The organism is Nocardia sp. NPDC041819, assembly GCF_055590505.1.
The window spans coordinates 1-21,921 of the sequence record NZ_JBVJAP010000009.1 but is presented as its reverse complement, the minus strand read 5'-3'; the positions used below and the strand labels follow the sequence as shown (position 1 = coordinate 21,921).

The 21,921-nt window shown below is 70.3% G+C and carries 12 protein-coding genes; 4 read left to right on the top strand and 8 right to left on the bottom strand.

Features of this window, described 5'->3' with window-relative positions; genetic code table 11:
* Window positions 1–4: 4 nt before the first annotated feature.
* Window positions 5–1,009: an alpha/beta hydrolase gene (locus ACZ6DL_RS24025; RefSeq protein ID WP_466054348.1), complete on the bottom strand. Its 1,005-nt coding sequence runs from the start codon at window positions 1,007–1,009 to the stop codon at window positions 5–7.
* A gap of 228 nt (window positions 1,010–1,237) precedes the next feature.
* On the opposite strand from ACZ6DL_RS24025, the gene ACZ6DL_RS24020 reads away from it, so the two are divergent.
* Complete coding sequence (locus ACZ6DL_RS24020) at window positions 1,238–2,434, top strand: lycopene cyclase family protein (protein WP_466054346.1); 1,197 nt, start codon at window positions 1,238–1,240, stop codon at window positions 2,432–2,434.
* Window positions 2,435–2,461: 27 nt separating this feature from the next.
* On the opposite strand, the gene ACZ6DL_RS24015 is transcribed toward ACZ6DL_RS24020, so the two are convergent.
* Genes ACZ6DL_RS24015 through ACZ6DL_RS24005 form a run of 3 tightly spaced genes read right to left on the bottom strand, consistent with a single transcriptional unit; the run spans window position 2,462 to window position 5,141 of the window.
* Entirely contained in the window at window positions 2,462–3,340 is an 879-nt protein-coding gene (locus ACZ6DL_RS24015) for an ABC transporter permease (protein ID WP_466054344.1), read from the bottom strand.
* On the bottom strand, window positions 3,337–4,161 hold the full coding sequence (locus ACZ6DL_RS24010; protein WP_466054342.1) for an ABC transporter permease: 825 nt from the start codon (window positions 4,159–4,161) through the stop codon (window positions 3,337–3,339). Before ACZ6DL_RS24010 ends, ACZ6DL_RS24015 begins: the two co-directional genes overlap by 4 nt.
* Window positions 4,158–5,141 (bottom strand): ATP-binding cassette domain-containing protein, encoded by a 984-nt coding sequence (locus ACZ6DL_RS24005; protein ID WP_040864878.1) that lies wholly within the window; start codon window positions 5,139–5,141, stop codon window positions 4,158–4,160. The genes ACZ6DL_RS24010 and ACZ6DL_RS24005 overlap by 4 nt, the downstream gene beginning before the upstream one ends.
* 364 nt (window positions 5,142–5,505) lie before the next feature.
* Here ACZ6DL_RS24005 and ACZ6DL_RS24000 point away from each other — a divergent pair, with 364 nt between their 5' ends.
* Window positions 5,506–7,032, top strand: coding sequence for an aldehyde dehydrogenase family protein (locus tag ACZ6DL_RS24000; protein ID WP_466054669.1), 1,527 nt, complete (start codon window positions 5,506–5,508; stop codon window positions 7,030–7,032).
* Between the two features lie 9 nt (window positions 7,033–7,041).
* On the opposite strand, the gene ACZ6DL_RS23995 is transcribed toward ACZ6DL_RS24000, so the two are convergent.
* Complete coding sequence (locus ACZ6DL_RS23995; protein WP_466054340.1) at window positions 7,042–8,280, bottom strand: TetR/AcrR family transcriptional regulator; 1,239 nt, start codon at window positions 8,278–8,280, stop codon at window positions 7,042–7,044.
* Between the two features lie 127 nt (window positions 8,281–8,407).
* Between ACZ6DL_RS23995 and ACZ6DL_RS23990 the strand changes: the two genes are divergently transcribed.
* Together ACZ6DL_RS23990 and ACZ6DL_RS23985 are read left to right on the top strand one after the other, a co-directional pair.
* A complete protein-coding gene (locus tag ACZ6DL_RS23990; protein WP_396984603.1) occupies window positions 8,408–9,223 on the top strand; it encodes an enoyl-CoA hydratase in 816 nt (271 codons plus the stop codon).
* A gap of 48 nt (window positions 9,224–9,271) precedes the next feature.
* Window positions 9,272–10,297 (top strand): SDR family oxidoreductase, encoded by a 1,026-nt coding sequence (locus ACZ6DL_RS23985; protein ID WP_466054338.1) that lies wholly within the window; start codon window positions 9,272–9,274, stop codon window positions 10,295–10,297.
* Window positions 10,298–10,319: 22 nt separating this feature from the next.
* Here ACZ6DL_RS23985 and ACZ6DL_RS23980 read toward each other — a convergent pair whose 3' ends face one another.
* The 3 genes from ACZ6DL_RS23980 to ACZ6DL_RS23970 form a co-directional block, all read right to left on the bottom strand.
* A complete protein-coding gene (locus ACZ6DL_RS23980; RefSeq protein ID WP_466054667.1) occupies window positions 10,320–11,573 on the bottom strand; it encodes an Nramp family divalent metal transporter in 1,254 nt (417 codons plus the stop codon).
* Window positions 11,574–11,706: 133 nt separating this feature from the next.
* Window positions 11,707–12,696 (bottom strand): alpha/beta hydrolase, encoded by a 990-nt coding sequence (locus tag ACZ6DL_RS23975; RefSeq protein WP_466054666.1) that lies wholly within the window; start codon window positions 12,694–12,696, stop codon window positions 11,707–11,709.
* Window positions 12,697–12,935: 239 nt separating this feature from the next.
* Window positions 12,936–21,836: an amino acid adenylation domain-containing protein gene (locus tag ACZ6DL_RS23970; RefSeq protein WP_466054336.1), complete on the bottom strand. Its 8,901-nt coding sequence runs from the start codon at window positions 21,834–21,836 to the stop codon at window positions 12,936–12,938.
* Between the last annotated feature and the right edge of the window lie 85 nt (window positions 21,837–21,921).

Here is a 21,921-nt window from a genome sequence, read left to right as displayed (position 1 = left end):
CGAATCAGATTCCCAATGGGCCGGCGAGAGTCGGCCACGAGTCCTTCAGCGCGTCCTCCCAATAACCCCAGGAATGAGTGCCTTCCGGGCGGAAGTTGTATCGCGCCGGAATGCCGAGGCTGTCCAGCCGGTCTTTCATGTTGTGCGAGCAATAATTGGTGGCCGCCTCGATGACGCCGCCGACCACCAGTTGATTGGCGAAACCCCACGGACCGTTCAGCGAGTATTTCCCGCCGTACTGGTCGTAGACACCGGGCATGCCATTCCCACTGGCGATGTAGATGGATTTTCCGCGCAGACCCTCGGCCTGCACGTATGGATCGTTGGCCACCCATTGCTGGTCGCCCGCGGGCCCCCACATGTTGTCCATTTCCGCGAGACCCCATTCCTCGACCGTCAGCCGGACGAACTCGCGGCCGACCGGATCGCTGGTCTGCGCGCAACCGCTGTAGGCGGCCACGCTGGAGAACAGATCACCCGTGGTCGCGGCGAGCGCGAGGGTCGTGGTCCCCGACATCGAGAACCCCGCGAGGGCGTTGCGCCCGCTGGTCCCGAGATACGAGTCGATAAGCGGAGGCAGTTCGCTGCTCAGGAAGGTCTTCCACTTCTGGCGTCCCAGCCTGGCGTCGTCCTTCTGCCAGTCCGCGTAATAACTGAACATGCCGCCGATCGGCGTGACCGCGTGCACGTTCTTGTCCGCGAGGAATCGCATCGCATCGGTCTTCGTGGCCCAGGTGGAGCCGTCGACGCCACCGGCCGCACCGAGCAGCAGATACAACACCGGCCGGGGAACGCTCGTGTCCGCGGCGCGCTGCACTTCCACCGGGATATCGAGATCCATGGCGGCGGAATGCACCGTCAATGTCAGGTTCCGTGCATCGTGCTCCCGCACGGAAACGATGGAAGACTCCGCGGGCGTCGCTTGCGCCGACACCGAAACCATTGCCGATGCGACGGCGCCGACGACGGCCGCCGACAACACCAACCGGCGGAGGTGGCTTCCTCTCATGACTCCCCTTATCCCGAATCCCGGAACGCGTCGCGTTCCGAGCCCAGGCTATGGTGCGCGTCGAGCCGATTCACGACTGAAGTTGCTGGGCCACCGATTCTGGGGGCATGCGCGAAAACGCGATTCCCACCGGTTCGGCCCGATCCAGAAAATGCGAGACCCGAATTACTCGGGCTCGCACGCCGCGAATAGTTGCGCTCGCGTCGGCCGAGCGGATTGAATGCCGGTATGGGTGTCAGCGCGGGCCGGGAAGTCGATGTGTGTGTGGTCGGGCTCGGCCCCACCGGGCGGGCGCTCGCGCATCGCGCCATGCGCGCCGGGTTGTCGGTGACCGCGATCGACCCCCGCCCCGATCGGCTGTGGCCGCCCACGTTCTCCTGCTGGGTCGACGAGTTGCCGGAGTGGCTGCCGTCCACCGCCATCGCGACCACCATCCCCGCTCCCACGGTCTGGACGAAGACCGCGCATCGCATCGACCGGCCCTATTGCGTGTTGTCCAAGCCGGGCCTGCACGCGGCGCTGCCGCTCGACGACGCGGCGGTCGTCGCGGGCCGCGCCACCAGGGTGGACGCGCGCGAGGTCGAACTCGCCGACGGCACGGTGCACCGGGCGGGCGCGGTGTTCGACACCCGTGGGCTGCCCACGCTCGGCCGCCGCCGGGCCGCGAGCGCGCACGGCATCTTCGTCGACGCCGAGACGGCCGCGCCGATGATCGGCGAGGGCGAGGGCTTGCTGCTGGACTGGCGGCCGGAGAACGGCGCGGGGCCGCAGGAGCCGCCGTCGTTCCTCTACGCGGTGCCGCTGGGCGACGGAACGGTGATCTTCGAGGAGACCAGCCTCGGCCTGCGGGGCGGCATGCCGCAGCATGAACTGCGCAAACGCACGCTTCGCCGGCTCGCCGCGCACGGCATCCGGCTCACCGGCGCCGAACCCAGCGAGGCGGCGCACTATCCGCTCGACCAGCCGCCGCCGCGGCGCGGCGCGGCGCGCCCGATCCCGTTCGGTTCACGCGGCGGCATGATGCACCCGTGCACGGGCTACAGCGTCGCCGACTCACTGGCGCTGGTCGACACCGCGATCACCGCTCTGTGCCAGGGCCGCGACCCGATCGCCGCGCTCTGGCCGCCGCGCGCGCGACTGGTGTATTGGATGCGGATGCGCGGCCTCTACGGCCTCGGCCGCCTCACCACCGAACAGTCCATCGCCATGTTCGACGCGTTCTTCAGCGCCTCCCCGCGCGGTCAGCGCGCCCTGCTGTCCGCGCACGACGACTACGCCGCCCTTGGCGCGGTGCTGTTCGGCACGGTCGCGCACACCTGGCCGTTCCATTGGCGCTACGACCTGGTCGGCTGGCGGAATCGGGACCGCTGGCTGGACTACGACTTCGCCGAACCGCGGGAAGAGGCCGAGCGCCGGACCCGGTGACCGAGTCGGCGGGCGGCACACCGGTGGCTAGGGCCCCGTCTCCGCGGCCCGCCGGTATCCCCGGACCGCGGGGTAGGCGAAGACCACGATCATCCCGATCGTCCAGGCGAGCGTCTTGGTCAGCGGCTCCGCCACCGCCCCGCCGTAGGACAACCCGCGCATCGCGTCGATGGCGCAACTCATCGGCTGATTCGCCACCACGTCCTGCAACCAGACCGGGTAGGCGAAGACCGGGACGAACCCCGAGTTGAAGAACATCAGCAGCGTGCTGATCATGCCGATGATGTTCACCAGCATCACGCCCTCGGACACGGTGGCCAGCGCGGTGACCAGGACGGCGAACGCGACTCCGAACAGCACCGGGATGCCGATCAGCGCCAGCGCCGCGACCGGCCCCTGACCGAACCGGAAACCGAGCAGCAGACCGACCGCCACGACGAAGACCGTGGTCACCAGGACGCGGATGGCCTCGGCGAGCAGGCGTCCGGTGAATCCGGCCGCACGGTGCACCGGCATCGTCCAGAACCGGCCGAGCAGCCCGGTCATCTTCTCGGTCTTGAAGCCGAGGGCGCTGACCACCGCACCGGACATCGCCGCGACCAAGGTCAACAGCGGGACCGTGCCGTACACGGCGGGCATGCCGGTGGCTCCGGAGACGGGCTTGTTCAGCACGATGTAGAACATCACCAAGGTCAGCGCGGGATACACCAGCGTCTGGATGGTCGTCGCCGGATCACGCGCCCAGACCAGCAGCAGTCGCTTGCACTGGATCAGGCTCTGCGCCATCCAGGTGACCAGCGACCCTTCCGGCCGCGCCCGGACGACGGGCAGGGGTTCGGTCGCGCGGGACTCGGGCTCCTCGGCCCGGTCGGCGGTGCGCTCCACGGTCGATTCCACCGAACTCATGACCGCCTCACACTCGCCCAGATCGCCAGCGGGACGAACGCCGCCGCCAGCCCGATCACCCACACCAGCGGAACCCACAGCACCTGCCAGGTCACCCCGTCGGCCGCCATGTCGCGCAAGGCGAAGGAGAACTGGGAGATCGGCTGATTGCGCACGAACGGGCGAATCCACTCCGGGAAGTTGCGTTCCGGCACGAACCCGCAGGAGAGCATGCCGAAGATCAGCGTCGGCAGGGTCAGCGCCTGGCTCAGCGATTCCGGACTCTTGGTCAGACTGCCGAGCCCGTCGGCGCCGATCGCGAGCACCGTGCCGACCGCGAGGGAGAACGCGCAGAACAGCACGGCCTGGCCGACGCCCGCGACGAAGCGGAAGCCGATCAGGTGCCCGAACAGCACCGCCGCGGTGAGCGAGGTGACCGACCGGACCAGACCGGCGCAGATCCGTGAGGTGAAGGGCACCAGGGTCCCGATCGGCATGGTCTGCAGGCGGGTGCTCAAGCCGGTCATCGCCTCGAAGGCGGCCAGTTGCGCGTTGGACATCATGGTGAAGGCCATGGTCTGCAACACGATGATCGGCATGACGTACTGGGCGTAGTCGACGCCCTGGATCTTCATCACGTAGCGCAGCGGCAGGTAGAAACCGAGGGTGAAGATCAGCGGCGTGACCATCGCGACGATCAGTTCGCCCTTGGTCGCCATGGTGCGGACGATGCGGCCGGTCAGCGCGCGCCACTGGGCGAACGACGACAGCCGCGCCGCGGGGAGTTCGGCGAACAACGTCACATCGGCCTGGACGTGCTCGGGGGCTGTCGCAGCGGTCACGCGTGGCCGCCCGAATGGCCGGTGATGGACAGGAACACGTCGTCGAGCGAGGGGCGGCGCAGCGCGATGTCGGCCAGGTCGACGCCGGCGCTGTCGAGCCTGCGCAGCGCCTCGGTCAGCGTGGCGGCGCCCTCCGGCGCCGGGATGGACAGGCGGTCGCCGCCGTTCAGGTCGGCCATTACCGCGGAGGGCACCAGATCGCCCAGCGCGTACGCGGCGGTGCGCAGCTTCTTCGGATCCAGCGGAACGACCTCGCAGTAGCTGCCGCCGGTCTTCTCCTTGAGCTCGTCGGCGGTGCCCTCGGCGATGACCGTGCCCTTGTCGATCACGATGATGTTGTCGCTGAGGACGTCGGCCTCCTCCAGGTACTGCGTGGTCAGCAGCACCGTGATGCCCTGCGTCTTCAGCGCGGTCACCAGGTCCCAGACGCCCTGCCTGCTGCGCGGGTCGAGGCCGGTGGTCGGCTCGTCCAGGAACACCACCTCGGGGCGCACCACCAGTCCGCACGCGATGTCGACGCGGCGGCGCATGCCGCCGGAGTAGTGGCGCACGGCGCGGCGGCCCGCGCTCACCAAGTCGAATTCCTCCAGCAAGGTGTCGGCGCGCTTGCGGGCCGCGGTCTTGCCCAAGCCCATCAGCCTGCCGAACAGCTCGAGGTTCTCCCGCCCGGAGAGGTTCTCGTCCAACGCCGCGTACTGACCGGTCATCATGATCGAGCGGCGCACGCCGGCCGGGTCCTTCAGCACGTCGTACCCGGCGACGACGGCGGTGCCGGAGTCGGGGCGCAGCAGCGTGGAGAGCACCTTCACCATGGTCGTCTTGCCCGCGCCGTTGGGCCCCAGGATGCCGAGGACGGAGGCGCGTTCGGCGACGAAGCTGACGCCTTGCAGTGCATGCACATCGCCGAACGACTTGCGGACGTCCGTTGCCCGGACCGCTGGGTCACCCGCATGCGAATCTGCTTGGTTGGAACTCGGCATCAACTCTCCACTATCGGCCGGTGCGGCGACCAGGTCGCCCGAGCGCAGGCGCACGCTCGGATTGGTGATCCGTCGCGCTCGGCGTGATGTTACCGGCCCGATGGCGCGGGGCTTCGCGTCGCGCGGGGTACCCGCAGCAGCGTGCGCCCATTGTGTCCTTACTCACATTTCTCCCTGCCCGTCGGCCGCGCAAGGGATCCACGCTGGTGAGCGCGATCCGGTGCGCCCGTGAGCCGACGGCCGAGCCTTGTCGGCCCGCCGCGCCAGACCATAGTCTGCTTTGCGGGGGAAAACACTCACTCGTCCGCGGCTGTGGGCCCGTTCAGTGGTCCGCACGCCGGTTTCGACACTGCGAGAGGTGATCATGGCCGAGTCCGCGCAGCCACGATTGGCGGCGCGTCCGGGAGGAACGGGCCGAACGAACGTGCTGACGTCCTATGATCCGCGCACCGGCGAGGTCGTGGGCAACTACGCCGTAATGGGTGCGGCCGAGCTGAATCGCGCGGTGCGCGCGGCTCGCTCGGCCGAAAAATGGTGGACGGAGCTGGGTTTCAGCAACCGGAAGCGGTGGCTGCTGGACTGGAAACGCGAAATCGCCCGGCGCTCCGGTGAATTGGTCTCCCTACTGTGCGAGGAAACCGGGAAGCCGGAGGCGGACGCCGCGATCGAGGTGATGCTCGCGGTGGAGAACCTGGACTGGGCCGCGCGCAACGCAGGCCGCGCGCTGGACCGGCGGCGCATCGGTTCCAGCTGGCTCACCCGCAACCAGCGGGCCTCGGTCGGCTATCTGCCGCTCGGCGTTGTCGGTGTGCTCGGCCCGTGGAACAACCCCGTGTTCACCCCGATGGGCTCGATCGCCTACGCGATGGCGGCGGGCAACGCCGTGGTGTTCAAGCCGCACGAGCTGACCACCGGCGTCGGCGTATGGCTGGCCGACAGCTGGTCCCGGCTCGCGCCGAACCAACCGGTGCTGCAAGTGGTCACGGGAGACAAGGCCACCGGTACGGCGCTGTGCCGGGCGAAGGTCGACAAGATCGCCTACGCCGGTTCCGAGGCGGACGCGCGCGAGGTGATCTCGGTGTGCGCGCAGACCATGACGCCGGTCGTGGTGGAGCGCAGCGGCAAGGGCAGCATGGTCGTGCACGTCGACGCCAAGCTGGACGACGCCGCCGAGGCCGCCGTGTTCGGTGCGATGGCCAACGCCGGGCAGAACGCCACCGGCATCCAGCGGGCCTACGTCGCCCAGTCGGTCTACGACCGCTTCCTCGACCTGGTCGCGGAGCAGGCCCGCAGGCTGCGGCCGGGCGCGGACCGGAAGGCGTCCTACGGCCCGATGATCATGGAGTCGCAGGTCGACGTGGTGCGCAGGCAGGTGCGCGACGCGGTGGCCCGCGGCGGCCGCGCGGTGGTCGGCGGGCTGGACTCGATCCGCGACCCCTACATCGAGCCGATCGTGCTGGCCGAGGTGCCGGAGGAGAGCATCGCGATCACCGGCGAGGGCATCGGCCCGGTGCTGATCGTGAACAAGGTGGCGAGCATGGACGAAGCCGCCGAGCGGATCAACGCGGTCGGCACCGATGTCGCGGTGTCGGTGTTCACCAGGGACGTGCACGAGATCGAGGCGTTCGCCGAGCAACTGCGCGCCGGGGTGGTGACCATCAACTCCTCGACCGCCTACGCGGGCATTCCCGCACTGCCCTTCGGCGGAGTGGGCGAATACGGCCAAGGCCACAGCCACGGCGACCAGGGATTGCGGGAGTTCAGCCGGACCCTGGCCATCACCCGCAAGCGGTACCAGGCGCCGGTGAACCTGTCCACGTTCGATCGGCATCCGCGCCATCTCCGCGTGGCCAGGACGATCTTCCGGATCCGGCACGGCCGCCGTCCCTGACGCGGACGGCTAGTCCAGCAGCACCGCGTCCATGAGCGCGGTGACCCGGGCCAATTGCGCGGGGCGGGAATCGAATCGGATCAGCCTGCCCACATCGATCACCTGACTGATGGCGGCGTGCACGCGGAAGCGCGCCTCCACCGAGTCGCCGTCCAGCAGGTTGGCCCACTCCAGCACGTTCTGCCGCTGAATGGCGCGCAGCTTGTGCTGCTCGGACTGCGGCAGGTTGCCGAACTCGGCGTAGTAGACCGCCATGATCTCCGGCATGGCGAAACTCAATCTGGCGTAGCGGTCGGCCACGCGCCGCGCGGCGTCGGGCCGGCTCGTCGCCTCGGCCAGCGCCTCGGTGATCGCGATGGCCAGCCGATCGCCTGTGCGATGGAACGCCGCGGCGAGCAGGTCGGCCTTGCTCGCGAAGTACCGGTACACGCTGGAGGCGTTGATGCCGACGGCGGCGCCGATCTCCTCGATGCTCGCCTCGTGGTAGCCCTGCCTGCCGAAGATCCGGATGGCCTCGGTGAGCAGCTGTTCGCGCTTGGAGGTGACCGGGATGCCGCGCACGGGCGGGCCGGGATCCGGTTCGACCGGGGCGGGAGCCAGTTCGGTGCGCAGGATGGCCCAGGACATCTGGTGCAGCAGCGGAAGCAGCCGAGCGCTGGACAGCGCGGTGCGGTGCGCGGCGATGCTGGCGATCGCGCTGAGCACGCCCGCGGCCAGCATCGCCACGTCCGCGGGCGGGGCCTCGGGTCGCAGCAGCGCGATCGGCGCCGCGAGGGTGTTGTTCAGGTCGTCGTAGATCTTCCTGATCCGGATCCGGTCATCGCGCTCGAGATAGCGCCGTTCCCAGCGGTAGAGGCCGGCCTCGCGGCGGATCTCGACGGTGTGCTCGCTGATCGCGCGGATCAGCGCGTCCGCGCGCCGCACCGGGTCCAGCCGGATGTCGTCGGCCGACTCGGCGACGGTCAGCAGGTGCCGCGCGCCCTCTTCGGCGGCCGCCACCAGCAGCGCGTACTTGTTCGTGAAGTGCCGGTAGAGGGCGGGACCGGAGATGCCGACCTCCGCGGCGATCTCGTCCACACCCACCGGGTAGTACCCGCGTTCGCTGAACGCGCGCGCGGCCGCCCGGATGATCTGGACCTTGCGGTCCTTCGGACGCCGGCGTACCGACGGCGCGCCCTCGGCGCCCGTCCTGCTGCCCGGTTCGGGCCGCGCGGGAGCGAGGTCGACCTCGCTGCGATCCGCGACCATGCACCTCTCCGTTCTCCGGCGGCGCTGGTTGACAGCGCCCGATACTGGAACCTAAGTTAACCACAATTCGCAAAGTTAACCACTATTCACGGCCGGGTGTCCGCCGAATTGCAGCGTAGGAGCGAACATGAGCAACAACGATTCCGCGGTCCCCGCCGCCCCTGCCGCCGCCAAGTTCACGGCGGTCCAGGACGGCAAGGTGCTCCGGGTCACGATCACCAACCCGAAGCGGAAGAACGCCATCGACTACGACACCATGGTCGCGCTCGGCGACACCTTTCGCGCGGCGGCCGAGGACCGCGCGGTGCGGGCGATAGTACTCACCGGTGAGGGCGGCGATTTCTGCACCGGCGCCGATCTGTCGGCGAGTGCGGACGAGGCGCAACGGGGCATCACCTCGGACATGGTCATGGACGCGGCGAATCGGCTGGTGCGCGCCATCGTGGACGCGCCGGTGCCGGTGATCACGCGCATCCGGGGCGCCGCGGCGGGCGTCGGCGTCGGCATCGCGCTGGCCGCCGACCTGGTCTACGCGAGCGAGGACTCCTATCTGCTGCTGGCCTTCATCAACATCGGCTTGATGCCCGACGGCGGTGCGGCCGCGCTGGTCGCGGCGGCGGCGGGCCGCCCGCTGGCGGCGCGGATGGCACTGCTCGGCGAGCGGCTGCCCGCCCGGGAAGCCGCGACCGCCGGGTTGTTCACCGCGGTCGTGCCCGACGCCGAACTCGATGCCGCGGTCGAGGCCGGGGTCGAGAAGATCGCGACCGGTCCGCGCCGCGCGCTGGAGCTCACCAAGCAGGCGCTGAACCAGGCCACGCTGGCCGCGCTGGACACGGCCCTGGCCGCGGAGAAGGCGGGCCAGACCGAGTTGCTGCGCTCCCCCGATTTCATGGAGGGCGCCACCGCGATGCTCACCAAGCGCAAGCCCGTCTTCGCCGACTGATCGGCCCGCCGGAACGTACTACCCGGCAGGCGACTATGTTCATCGGCTATGACTTACCTGGTTACCGGGGCAACTGGGTTCATCGGTCGGTTCCTCATCCCCGAGCTGCTGAAACGCGAGGGTGACATCCATGTGCTGGTCCGGCCGGGCGACGCCTCGGCCGACCGGTTCGCCTGCTGCGCGCAGGAATGGGCGGGCGGCGACCGCGTCCGTCCGGTGCGCGGCGATCTGGGCACCCCGGGGCTGGGCATCGACCCGACCTGGCTGGCCCGGCATCGCGGCGCCATCGAGCACGTCTTCCATCTCGCCGCCGGCTACGACCTGACCGAGCGCGGCGGCGGCACCAGGCACGTGGTCGACGTCGCCGAGGAGCTGCGGGCCGAACTGCTGCACCACGTCTCGACCGTGGAGGTGGCCGGGTCCAGCGAGGGCCTGTTCACCGAGGACATGTTCGATCACGGCCAAGTGCTCACCACACCCGCGCAACGAGCGAGGTTCGAGGCCGAGCGAATCGTGCGCGACTCGTCGCTGCGCTGGCGTATCTACCGGCCCTCGATCGTGATCGGGCATTCCAGGACCGGCGAGATCGACCGCATCGACGGCCCGTACTACTTCTTCCGGCTGCTGCGCATGGCCGCGCAGCTGCCCCGGCTGCTGCCGGTGCTGGTGCCCGAGCTGGGCGAGACCAATATGGTTCCGGTGGATTTCGTCGCCCGCGCCCTCGACCACATCGCGCATCGCTCCGGCTCGGACAAGACCACCTACCACCTGGTGGATCCGCGCAGGCAGAGCGCGGTGGACGCGCTGAACCTGTTCGCCGACGAGGCGGGCGCGCCACACCTGGTGGAGGTCGTGCCCAAGCGCACGCTGAACATGATGTTGCGCGTTCCCGGCGCGAACTGGCTGCTGCCCCGGGTGGGCGTGCCGCTGGACGTTCTGGAGCACAGCGAATTCACCTGCTGGTTCGACTGCAGGCACACCAGCGCGGCGCTGGCGGGCACCGACATCCGGGTACCGCCGTTGGACGCCTACGCACCGCGGATCTGGAAGTACTGGATCGAGAACTGGGTCTGATCGGCGCGCCGCACCGGGCGGGCTACCGCCCGGTGACGGTGAGATAGATCAGGGCGGCGTTGAGAACGGAGATGATCGCGGCGACCGCCCAGGCCAGCCCGGTGGTCAGCCGACGGTTGACGTCCTCGCCCATCAGCTCGGGGTCGCTCGTGAAGCGCACCAGCGGGATCAGCGCGAAGGGTATGCCGAACGACAGCACCACCTGGGAGATGATCAGCGCGCGCGTCGGGTCGATCCCCGTGGCCAGGACCGCGATGGCCGGGATCAACGTGATCAGCCTGCGCGTCAGCAGCGGGATCCGCTTGCGCAACAGGCCCTGCATGATCATCGCGCCCGCGTAGGCGCCGACCGACGTGGAGGCCAGGCCGGAGGCGAGCAGGCCGATCGCGATCAGCAGCGCGGCGGCCGGGCCGAGGACGTCGCCGACGGCGGCGTGCGCGTCCTCGATGGTCTCGACGTCCCGGCCGCGCAGGGTGCCCGCCGCCATCAGCAGCATGGCCAGGTTCACCGTGCCCGCCAGGACCATGGCCAGGCCGACGTCGATCTTGGTGACCCATAGCAGCCTGGTGCGCAGCGGCCCCGCCGCCGGATGCCCGTGCCGGTCGCGGGCCAGGCCGGAATGCAGGTAGACCGCGTGCGGCATGACCGTCGCACCGATCATGGCGGCGGCGAGCAGGACGCTCTCGGTGCCCTGGAAGCGCGGCAGCAGGCCACCGACCGTGCCCGTGACCGACGGCGGGGAGATCACCACGCTCGCCAGGAAGCCGATCGCGATGATCGCGAGCATCCCGGTGATCACCCGCTCGAACGGCTGCTGGCCGCGCCGGTCCTGTACCAGCAACAGGCCCATCGACACGGCGCCGGTGATCACGCCACCGACCAGCATGGGCAGGCCGAACAGCAGGTGCAGCGCGATCGCGCCGCCCACCACCTCCGCCAGGTCGGTGGCCATCGCGACCGTCTCGGCCTGACCCCAGTACGCCAGCCGAACCGGGCCGCTCGCCTTCTCGCGTACCGCCTCCGGCAGCGACCAGCCGGTCACCAGCCCGAGCTTGGCCGACAGGAACTGGACCAGCCCCGCCATCACGTTGGCCAGGACGATGACCCAGACCAGCAGGTAGCCGAATTGCGCGCCCGCACTGATATTCGACGCGACGTTGCCGGGATCGACGTAGGCGATGGCCGCGACGAACGCGGGCCCCAGCAGGACCGTCACGGCACGTGCTCGCCCGGTGACCGACCTGGTCGACTCGACCAACGTTATACCCACGAACAGAATTTTACGGGTACCCGAACTTTTCGTCGCCGATCGGCCTATAAAACCGACCGCCTGGTTGCCGCAGTGCGGCGACCAGGCGGTCGGGGTGTTCAGCCGGGCGTCCCGGCTTCGCGCATCAGCGCGGGGGCGGTCAGATGCCGAGACCCTTCGCGAGCACGGGCCACGACATCAGGAATTCGTCGCGCCAGTAGCCCCAGGAGTGGGTGCCGGAGTTACGGAAGTTGTAGGTGGCCGGGATGCCCAGCTCGTTCAGCCGGTTCTGCAGGTTGTGCGTGCAGTAGTTGGTGCCCGCCTCGATCACGCCGCCGATGACGATCTGGTTGGCCAGACCGTACGCGCCGGGAAGGGCGTACTGGCCGTTGAGCGTGTCGTACTGGCCGGGCAGGCCGTTGCCGGTGGAGATGTACAGGTCGAGCCCGCGCAGCCCCTCGGCGTTCACGTACGGGTCGTTGGCCACCCAGTCGGCCGAGCCTTCCGGACCCCACATGTTGTCGGTGTTGCCGCCGCCCCAGGTCTCGACGGTCAGCTTGACGAACTCGGAGCCGACCGGGTCACTGGTCTGCGCGCAGCCGCTGTAGGCCGCGGCGGCCTTGTACAGGCCCGGCTTGGAGATCGGCAGCGCCAGCACGGTGGTGCCCGAGGTGGACAGCCCCGCGATGGCGTTCACGCCGTTGGTGCCCAGCGCGCCGTCCACCAGCGGGGGCAGCTCCTCGGTGAAGAAGGTCTTCCACTTGTTGCGGCCGAGTACCGGGTCGTCCTTGATCCAGTCGGTGTAGTAGCTCCACTTGCCGCCGATGGGCTGGATCACGTTGACGTTCTTGTCCGACAGGAACTGCAGCGCGTCGGTCTTCGCCTGCCACGAGGCCTCGTCCTCGCCGCCGCCCGCGCCGTTGAGCAGATACAGCGTGGGACGCGGTACGGAGGCGTCGGCCGGGCGCTGGACGTCGATGATGATCTTCTCGTCCATCGCCGCCGAGTACACGTACAAGCGGATGCTGCGCTCGTCCTTGTACTCGGCTTTGGTGATACGCGAACCGTCCGGGGCGACCGGGTTGCCCAGCAGGCTCTTGGAGTCGATGATCGGATCAGCTGTCGCGCTGGACGCGCCGAGACCGGTCATCACTCCCGCGAGCACCGCGGTTGCCGCGATCGCGGCCGCGACCCGCGGGCCACCGCGCCGGCTCTGTCGACGTATCAATTTCGCACCTTCGCTTCGTCTCGAGATTCGCTCTGCATGCCCCACGCGCCGGGGTGGGTGCCCACGCACCAACGCCCGACCATACGGCCTATGTAGTCGTCACGACAGGGGACTTCGTTACCGCACCGTTGCCCCATCATGCCCGAACGGTCTCGGTTCGATCATGACCGCCCCACGTTCCGTGTCGCTTCCCACCGCGGGGGGTCCAGCAATTCGGACAATCGCGGACCGATCTGCGCCAGCGCTTCCGGCGCCGTCATCTGATCGTGCGGGACGCCGACGGGATGATCGTCGACCCGGCCGTCGACATAAGGTTGCCAGCCGTCCGCCGCGGTCTCGTGACCGGCCGCGCTGAAGTAGTCCAGCCTGCCGCGGAAGACCGCAGGCCGATGCTCGGCGATCAGCTCGGCCGAGCGCACCGCGCTGCGGTAGATCCGACGCACCCGGTCCGGGGTGAGCACCGCCATGTCCGGCGGGATGGTGGCGTGCAGCGCGGCCAGCGCCTCTTCGCTCAGGTCGTGGATGTCGCCGTCGCCGGGCAGCAGCGCGTCGGCGCCGATGCCCAGTTCGGCCAGCGCCTCCCGGATCGCCGCACGGAAGTCGGTGACATCGATGTCGGGATGGCTGTCGAGCATGGTCAGCAGCCCGATCTCCTCCCCCGCGGACTGCAACTGAGTCGCCACCGCGTGCGCCAGCACACCGCCGAGCGACCAGCCGAGCAGCCGGTAGGGCCCGTGCGGCTGCACCGCGCGGATCTCGGCCACATAGCGGTGCGCCATCTCGGTCAGTGACTCGGGCAGGTAACCCTCTTCGGTCAGCGCGGGCGACTGGAGGCCGAAGATCGGCGTGCTCGCGGGCACGTAGCGGGCGAGACCCGCGTAGCACCAGGACAATCCGTACATCGGATGCAGGCAGAACAGCGGCTGGGCGGCGGCCACGTCGTGCGGCACCATGGTCCGGATCGGCAGCAGCACACCGAGCGCCGCGTTCGAATCCTGGTCGTAGTCGTGGTCGTCGGCCAGCGCGGCCTGGATCCGGGCCGCCAGCGCCGCCGGAGTGGGATCGGTGAACAACCACTGCACCCGCACCTCGGCGCCGGTGAGCGCGCGCAGCCTGCTGACCGCGCGGGTGGCGACCAGCGAGGTGCCGCCCAGATCGAAGAAGTCGTCGTCCATGCCGACCCGCTGTCCGGCGCCGGACGCGAGCACCTCGTCGAACACCTCGAGCACAGTCCGCTCCAGCGGCGTGCCGGGTGCCCGGTACGGGCGGGTCACCAGCCGGGGCTCGGGCAGCGCCTTGCGGTCGAGTTTGCCGCTGGCGTTGAGCGGAAGCCCGGCGAGCGCGACGACAGCCGAGGGCACCATGTACGACGGCAGCGCGGCGCGGGCGTGTGTCAGTACCGCGGCCTCGTCGACGGTCTCCCCCGGCGCGGCGACCACATGGGCGACCAGCCGGTCACCGGTCGCGCCACGCACCACCGAGACCGCGGCCTGCCGCACCTGGGGATGGCCGGTCAGCACGGCCTCGATCTCACCGAACTCCACGCGCTGGCCGCGCAGCTTGACCTGGAAGTCGCCGCGGCCCAGATATTCCAGCGCGCCGTCGCGCCAGCGCACGATGTCGCCGGTGCGATAGAGCCTGTCACCGCCCGTATGGGCGACGAAACGCTCGGCGGTGAGGGCCGGGGCGCCGAGATAGCCGCGCGCCAACTGCACACCGGCGACGTACAACTCGCCCGCCGCGCCCGGCGGCACCGGCCGCAAGTGCCGGTCGAGTACGTGCACGCGAGTGTTGGCCACCGGAACGCCGATAGGAATCGCCGCCGCGGCGCCGTCGCGCACGGGATGGCCGGTGACCACGGTGGCCTCGGCCGGGCCGTACCAGTTGACCAGCGCGGCGCCGGGCACGGCCGCGGCGAAGGCCGCCGCGGTCTCCCCGGACAACGCCTCACCCGCGGCGAACACCCGCCGCAGCGACGGGTACTCCTCGGCCGGATTCGCGGCCGGGTCCAGGAACGCGTCCAGCATCGACGGCACGAAATGCACCGTCGTGACGGCGTTGTCGATGATGAGGCGGGCCAGGTAGGCGGGGTCGCGATGGCCGTCGGGCGCGGCGATCACGATCGACGCGCCGGTCTGCAACGGCCAGAACAACTCCCAGGCGGAGATGTCGAAGGTGATCGGCGTCTTGTGCAGCACCACGTCGCCGCCGTCGTGCGGATAGGCCGCCTGCGCCCAGCGGAACTGGTTGACCATCTGCCGGTGCGTGATCATCACGCCCTTGGGCCGACCGGTCGAGCCGGAGGTGTAGACGACATAGGCGACGGTGTCCGGATACCCGTGCTCCTGCGGCCACGGGCCTTCGTACGGAGCCAGATACAGCGTGTCCACCGCGACCACCGGCACATCGGTCGCCGTTTCGAACGCGTCGGCGGTGGTGGTCAGCACACAGATCGGAGCGGCGCTGCCGAGGACGTACTCGCTGCGCTCGGCCGGGTGGTCCGGATCGATCGGGACGTAGCCGCCGCCGGCCCGCAACACCGCGTAGATCGCGACGACCAGATCGATCCCGCGCCGCATAGCCACGGCGACCAGCGTCTCCGGGCCGACTCCCCAGCGCATCAACTCCACGGCCAGGGACCGGACGCGCGAGTCGAGTTCGGCGTAGCTGAGCACGGTCTCGCCGAAGCGCACCGCAGGCGCGTCCGGCGTGCGCGCCACCTGCGCGTCGAACAGCGTCGGCAACGTCGCGTCGTCGAGGAACTCCGGCACACCGGTGGTGTTGCGCGCGGCCAGTTCGGCGCGCTCGTCGTCCAGCAGCGCGTCGATCTCGCCGACGCGCGCCTGTGGGGTGGTCACGAAACGGTCGATCAGCGCCGCGAGCCGCCGCGCGAGAGCACGCGCCGCCGGTTCGCCGGTCACGTCGCGCAGGTACTTCACCGAGACGCGCAACCGGCTGTCCAGCACCACCATCACCGTGAACGGATAGTGGGTGCCGTTGACCGCGCCGACACCGGTGACGTTCATGCCGTCGATGGCGCCGGCCTGGTCCAGGCCCTCCCGGTCCACCGGGAACGACTCGAACACGACCAGCGAGTCGAACAACCCCTCCACGCCGACGGCGTCCTGGATGTCGCTCAGGCCCAGGTAGTGGTAGTCCAGCAGCGCGGCCTGCTCGGCTTGCAACCGGCGCAGCACCCCGCTCAGCGTGCTGGTCGCGTCCAGGCGCACCCGCACCGGGATCGCGTTGAGGAACAGACCGACCATCGCCTCGACGCCGTCGAGCTCGGGCGGCCTGCCCGACACGGTGGCGCCGAAGACGACGTCGTCGCGGTCGACGGTGCGTCCGATCAGCAGACCCCAGGCCGCCTGCACAACGGTGTTCACCGTGACGCCGAGCCCCGAGGCGAGGCGGGTCAGCGCGGTGGTGTCGGCCTGCGAGAGCTCGAACCCGACTTCGCCGACGCCCGCGGAGATCTCGCGGCCCGGGTCGACCGGCGCCATCGGCGTCGGCTCGGTGATACCGGCCAGCGCGCCGCGCCACGCGGCGCGGGCCGCTTCGGTGTCCTGGGCGACCAGCCAAGCCAGGTAGTCGCGGTAGGGCGGCACCGCAGGCAGATGCCGGGAGTTACCGCCGAACGCGTACAGCGTGAGCAGATCCTTCATCAGCAGCGGCATGGACCAGCCGTCGATGAGAATGTGGTGGCTGGTCACCAGCAGGCGGTAGCGGGCGGCGGCGGACCGGATCAGCGCGAAACGCAGCAGCGGGGCGGTCCGCATGTCGAAGTGGTCGGCCAGATCCGCCGCCTCGATCCGCTCCAGCTCGGCGGCGGCCGCGGCCGGTTCCAGGTGACACAGATCGATCAGCCGCCACGGCACCTCCAGCGCATCCTGCACGATCTGCACGGGCTTGCCCTCGCTGTCGTCGGCGAAGGCGACCCGCAGGTTGTCGTGCCGGTCCAGCACCGCCTGCGCGGCCGCCCGCATCCGATGGGCGTCCACCGCGCCGCCGAGATCGAGCACGAACTGAGTGGTGTAGACGTCCACCGAGTGCTCCGCCAGCAGGGCGTGGAACAGCATGCCCGATTGCAGCGGCGTGAGCGGCCAGGCGTCGGACAGGTCCGGGTAGGCGCGCGCGAAGCGATCGATATCGGGCTGCTTGAGCCGCACCAGCGGGAAGTCCGACGGGGTGAAGCCGCCCGCGTCCGGCCGCAGGCCGTGCTCGGCCAGGCCGCCGAGTGCGCGAATCCAGTGCTCGGCGAAGGTTTTCGCGTCCTCGCCGCGGAATGCCGCGGCGGCGAAGTCGAACCGGGCGAGCAAGCCGTCGTCCGTGGCGTCGACGGTGAGCACGAGCAGCAGATCGTCGGACGGGATGTCGGTGTGCACCCGCGCCGGGCGCAGATCCCGGTAGCGCAGCGCGAAGCGGCCGCGCCCGAGACCGCGAAGTTCGGCGGCGGTCTCGGCGTTGAGGTGGCGCAACAGGCCGTAGCCGACGCCGTGCGAGGGCACCGATCGCCGCAGCTCCTTGATCTGCGCGATCGCCGTGCCCGCCGCCGGACCGCCGATCAGGGCGTCATCGATGTCGATCCTGGTCAGCCGCAACGGCAGCGGGAATTCGGTGACGAAGCCGCCCACCGTGCTCTCCGCGGCGGCCCCGGTGGCCGCGCGACCGTCGGCGGGCAGCCGCACGACCGAACCGATGGCGCGGGTGACGGCCTCTCCCGCGGAGGTCCGCAGGGCCAGCGCCAGCGCGGTGAGCAGGATGTCGTCCACCCCGGCGTGGTACGCCTCGGCGGCCGCGGCGACGGCCTCCGCGCCCTCCGCGGTGATCGTCAGCGACACCCGGCTGCGTGCGCGCAGATCCCGGCCGTCGGTGCCGGCGCCCTCCGGGACCGTGCCCAGGGCCCGTCGCCACCAATCCATTTCGGCTACGGTGCCCGGATCGTGCGCCGCGGCCGACAAGGTTCGGACGAGCGTGCCCAGACCGGATTCGGGGCCCGCGGGCGCGGCGTGGCGTGCCCGGTTCCAGCGAGCGGTGAGCTGGTCGACGATGGCCCGCCAGGAGACGTCGTCCACCACGAGGCTGCTGGCGACGACGATGAGCGTGGAACGGCCCTCCGGACCGCCGGTGAGCACGAAGTAGATGTTGCGGCCCTGCTCGGGATCGAGGGCGGCCGCGACCGCCTGCACCACGTCGTCGATGGGCAGCGACGTCTCGCCACGCTGCGGGTCCAGTCTGCGGAACGCCTCGCCGGTACGTTCGGCGGCCGGGGGAATGCGCAGCGACGCGGCGCCCTCGTCGGCGTAGCGCACCTGCACCCACAGCATGGGGTGCTGGTCGAGCACGGCGGTCACCGCGCCGTGCACCGTCTCCACGGGGCAGGTCTCGGGGACGTCGAGTGCGACGGCTCGCACTTCGATGCCCTCGTCCAGCATCCGCGCGGCGTGCGGCGTGAGCGGTAGTTCGCCCGCCTCGTCGCCGGGGCCGCCCGCGACGGCGGCGGCGCGGGCCAGTGCGGCGACGGTCCGATGTTCGAAGACGTCGCGCGGCGAGAAACTCACCCCGCGTGCGCGGGCCCGGGAGACCACCTGAATGGACACGATGCTGTCGCCCCCGAGGGCGAAGAAGTCGTCGTCCAGGCCGACCCGCTCGACGCCGAGCACCTCGCCGATCACCTCGGCGATCACGAGTTCGGTCGGCGTCCGCGGGGCACGATAGGCGCGCGCGTCCAGCTCAGGCTCCGGCAGGGCCTTGCGATCCAGCTTGCCCACCGGCGTCAGCGGGATCGCGTCGAGCACGACGATCGCCGTCGGAACCATGTACTCCGGCAGCGTGCGCCCGACCCGCTCGGTCAGTGCAGCCGGGTCCACCGTGGCATCCCCGGCCGGCAGCACGTAGGAGACGAGCATCGTCGCGCCGGATGGGGTTGCACGGCCGAGGGTCACCGCGAAGCCGACCTCGGGCTGAGCCGCCAGCACGGCATCGATCTCACCGAGTTCGATGCGGAAGCCGCGCACCTTCACCTGGAAGTCGTTGCGGCCCACGTACTCCACGACCGGCGCGGTCCCGGCGCGACGCCAGCGCGCCAAGTCGCCGGTGCGGTAGAGGCGCTCACCGGGTGCGCCGTACGGGTCGGCCACGAACCGGGCGGCGGTGAGCGCGGGACGTGCCTGGTAGCCGCGCGCGAGCTGGATGCCGCCCAGATACAACTCGCCCGTGACACCTTCGGGCACCGGACGCAGCCTGCTGTCGAGCACCAGCGACCGCGTGCCGCGGATCGGACCGCCGATCGTGACCGGTTCGCCGGGCCGCAGCGGATCGCTGATGTTGGTCATGATGGTGGTCTCGGTCGGCCCGTAGCCGTTGTGGAAAGCACGCTCCGGCACGGTGGTCCACCTGGCCGCCAGATCGGCGGGCACCGCTTCACCGCCCGCCACGACGGTCCGCATCCCCGGCAGCGCCTCCGGGTCGAGCGAGGCGAGCACGGAGGGCGTGAGGAAGGCGTGCGTGACGCGCTCGGCGCGGATCAGTTCGGCCAGCTCCTCGCCACCGAAGGTCAGCGGCGGCGCTACCACGAGCCCTCCCGCGGCGCCGAGCGCGAGCAGTAGTTCCAGCATCGACGCGTCGAACGAGGGCGACGCGAACGCCAGAGCGCGGGCGGACGGATCGAGCCGGTAGCGCTCCACCTGCTCGGCGCTGAAATTCGCCAGGCCGGCATGGGTGATCACGACGCCCTTCGGCAGACCGGTCGAGCCGGAGGTGTAGATCACGTACGCGGCGTTGCCCGCGCGCAGCGCTCCGCGCAGTTCGGCGGGCCGCAACGGCTGATCGGAGCGCACGGCGACGTCGTGGGTGAAGTCGGGATCGTCCAGGGCGACCCACGTGCCGCCGGCGAGGACGGGCAGATTCTCCAGCTCGGCGGTGAGCGTCACGCCGAGCGCCACGCCGGAATCGGCGACCATGTGCGCGATGCGGTCGGCCGGATAGGCCGGGTCGATCGGGACGAACGCCGCCCCGGTCTTGGCCACCGCCCACAGGGCAAGCACGGCTTCCACCGAACGGCGGAGCGCGATGGCGACCGGTACCTCCGGCCCCGCGCCGCGGTCGATCAGCGCACGCGCCAATTGCGCGGACGCCGCATCGAGTTCGGCGTAGCTGAAGGTGCGGTCGTCGGCGACCACGGCGACACCGGCCGGGTTCGCGGCGACGGCGGCGGCCATCAGGTCCGGCAGCGTGCGCGGCGGCACGGCGGGTGCGCCGGTACGGGCGATCAGGTCGGCGCGCTCCGCGTCGTCCAAGATCTCCAGATCGCCGACGGCGGTGCCGGGATGCCGGACGATGGCGGACAGGACGCGACGGAACCTGCGACCGAATTCGACGACGGTCCGCTCGTCGAACAGGTCGCGGGCGTAGGTGAATTCGGCGGCGATACCGGCTTCCGCGCCCGACTCGGTGCGCTGCTCGCGCATGGTCAGCAGCAGGTCGAACTCGGCGGTGTCGGCGGCCGGGTCGAGCGCCGTGAAGCTCAGACCGGGTAGTTCGAAGCTGGTCGCGGATAGGTTCTCGAACGACAGAGCCACCTGGAACAGCGGGTGGCGACCGGCCGAGCGTTCCGGGTCGAGCGCCTCGACCACCCGCTCGAACGGGATGTCGGCGTTGGCGAAGGCGCGCAGATCCGTTTTCCTGGTGCGGGCCAGCAGTTCGGTGAAGCCGAGATCGGGCGCGACCCGGGTGCGCAGCACCAAGGTGTTGACGAACATGCCGATCAAGTCGTCGATTTCGGGTTCGCCGCGGCCCGCGACGGGCGTGCCGATGGCGATGTCATCGGTGCCGGACAGGCGAGCCACGAAGACCGCGAACGCGGTGTGCACCACCATGAACAACGTGGCGTTGTGCTGCCGCGCGAGGTCGGCCAGCGCCGCGTGCACGTCGGCGTCGACGACGAAATCTGTACGGCCGCCCGCGAAGGACTGGGCGGGCGGGCGCGGGCGGTCCGCGGGCAGGCTCAGCTCGTCGGGCAGGTCGGCGAGTTCGGTTGTCCAGTAGGCCAGTTGCGCGCCCGCCGGTGACTCGGGGTCGTCGTCTGCGCCGAGCGCCTCGCGCTGCCACAGCGTGTAGTCGGCGTACTGGACCGGCAGCGGCGCCCAGGACGGCTCGCGGCCGCCGCTGCGCGCCTCGTAGGCCAGCATCAGATCCCGGGTGAGCGGTCCCATCGACCAGCCGTCGGCGCTGATGTGATGCGCGACGAAGACCAGCACGTACTCGGTGCCGGCGAGCTGGAACAGCCGCGTGCGGAACGGCACCTCGGTGGTCACGTCGAAGCCGGCGGCGACGATCCGCTGCGCCTCGAGCGCGAGATGCTCGTCATCGAGTTGCACGGGCGCCAGATCCACCGGCACCTCGTGCGGAGCGAGGATTCGCTGCACCGGGCCGTCCGGCGTCTGCGGGTAGATCGTGCGCAGGATCTCGTGACGCGCGACGAGGTCGGCGACGGCGTCCCGCAACGCGGCCACGTCCAGGTCGCCGGACAAGCGGATGGCGGCCGGGATGTTGTAGACCGACGACGCCGGATCGAACTGGTTGAGGAACCACATACGCTGCTGGGCGAACGACAGCGGGACGCGGTCCGGACGCGGTCCGGCGATCAATGGGGTGCGCTTGCCCGCACCGATGCCCCGTTCGACCTTCGTGGCGAGTCCGGCCACGGTGGAGGCCTCGAACAACACGCGCACCGGGACACGAGCGTCCAACGCCGCACCGATACGCGCCGCCACCTGCGTCGCCAGCAACGAGTTACCACCGAGCGCGAAGAAATCGTCATCCGCACCGACACGCTCGACACCGAGCACCTCGGCATACACCGACGCCACGATCTCCTCGATCGGAGTCGACGGCGCACGGAAGGCCTGAACCTCGAACTCCGGCTCCGGCAACGCCTTACGATCCAGCTTGCCGTTCACATTCAACGGCAAAGCATCCAGCACCACGAACGCCGAGGGCACCATGTACGACGGCAACCCGGCGGCGAGCACCGCCTTCACCCGCGCCACATCGACACCCACACCGCCACCAGCCGCAGCCCCGGTCCCGGCACCGGCACCGGCACCGGCATCGGCATCGGCATCGGCATCGGCATCGGCATCGGCA

Excerpts from the sequence above, each read along its gene's own strand:
- ACZ6DL_RS24005 (WP_040864878.1), bottom strand. The coding sequence starts at position 5,141 with ATGCCGAGTTCCAACCAAGCAGATTCGCATGCGGGTGACCCAGCGGTC.
- ACZ6DL_RS24020 (WP_466054346.1), top strand. The coding sequence starts at position 1,238 with ATGGGTGTCAGCGCGGGCCGGGAAGTCGATGTGTGTGTGGTCGGGCTC.
- ACZ6DL_RS23975 (WP_466054666.1), bottom strand. The coding sequence starts at position 12,696 with ATGACCGGTCTCGGCGCGTCCAGCGCGACAGCTGATCCGATCATCGAC.
- ACZ6DL_RS23995 (WP_466054340.1), bottom strand. The coding sequence starts at position 8,280 with ATGGTCGCGGATCGCAGCGAGGTCGACCTCGCTCCCGCGCGGCCCGAA.
- ACZ6DL_RS23990 (WP_396984603.1), top strand. The coding sequence starts at position 8,408 with ATGAGCAACAACGATTCCGCGGTCCCCGCCGCCCCTGCCGCCGCCAAG.
- ACZ6DL_RS24025 (WP_466054348.1), bottom strand. The coding sequence starts at position 1,009 with ATGAGAGGAAGCCACCTCCGCCGGTTGGTGTTGTCGGCGGCCGTCGTC.
- ACZ6DL_RS24015 (WP_466054344.1), bottom strand. The coding sequence starts at position 3,340 with ATGAGTTCGGTGGAATCGACCGTGGAGCGCACCGCCGACCGGGCCGAG.
- ACZ6DL_RS24000 (WP_466054669.1), top strand. The coding sequence starts at position 5,506 with ATGGCCGAGTCCGCGCAGCCACGATTGGCGGCGCGTCCGGGAGGAACG.
- ACZ6DL_RS23985 (WP_466054338.1), top strand. The coding sequence starts at position 9,272 with ATGACTTACCTGGTTACCGGGGCAACTGGGTTCATCGGTCGGTTCCTC.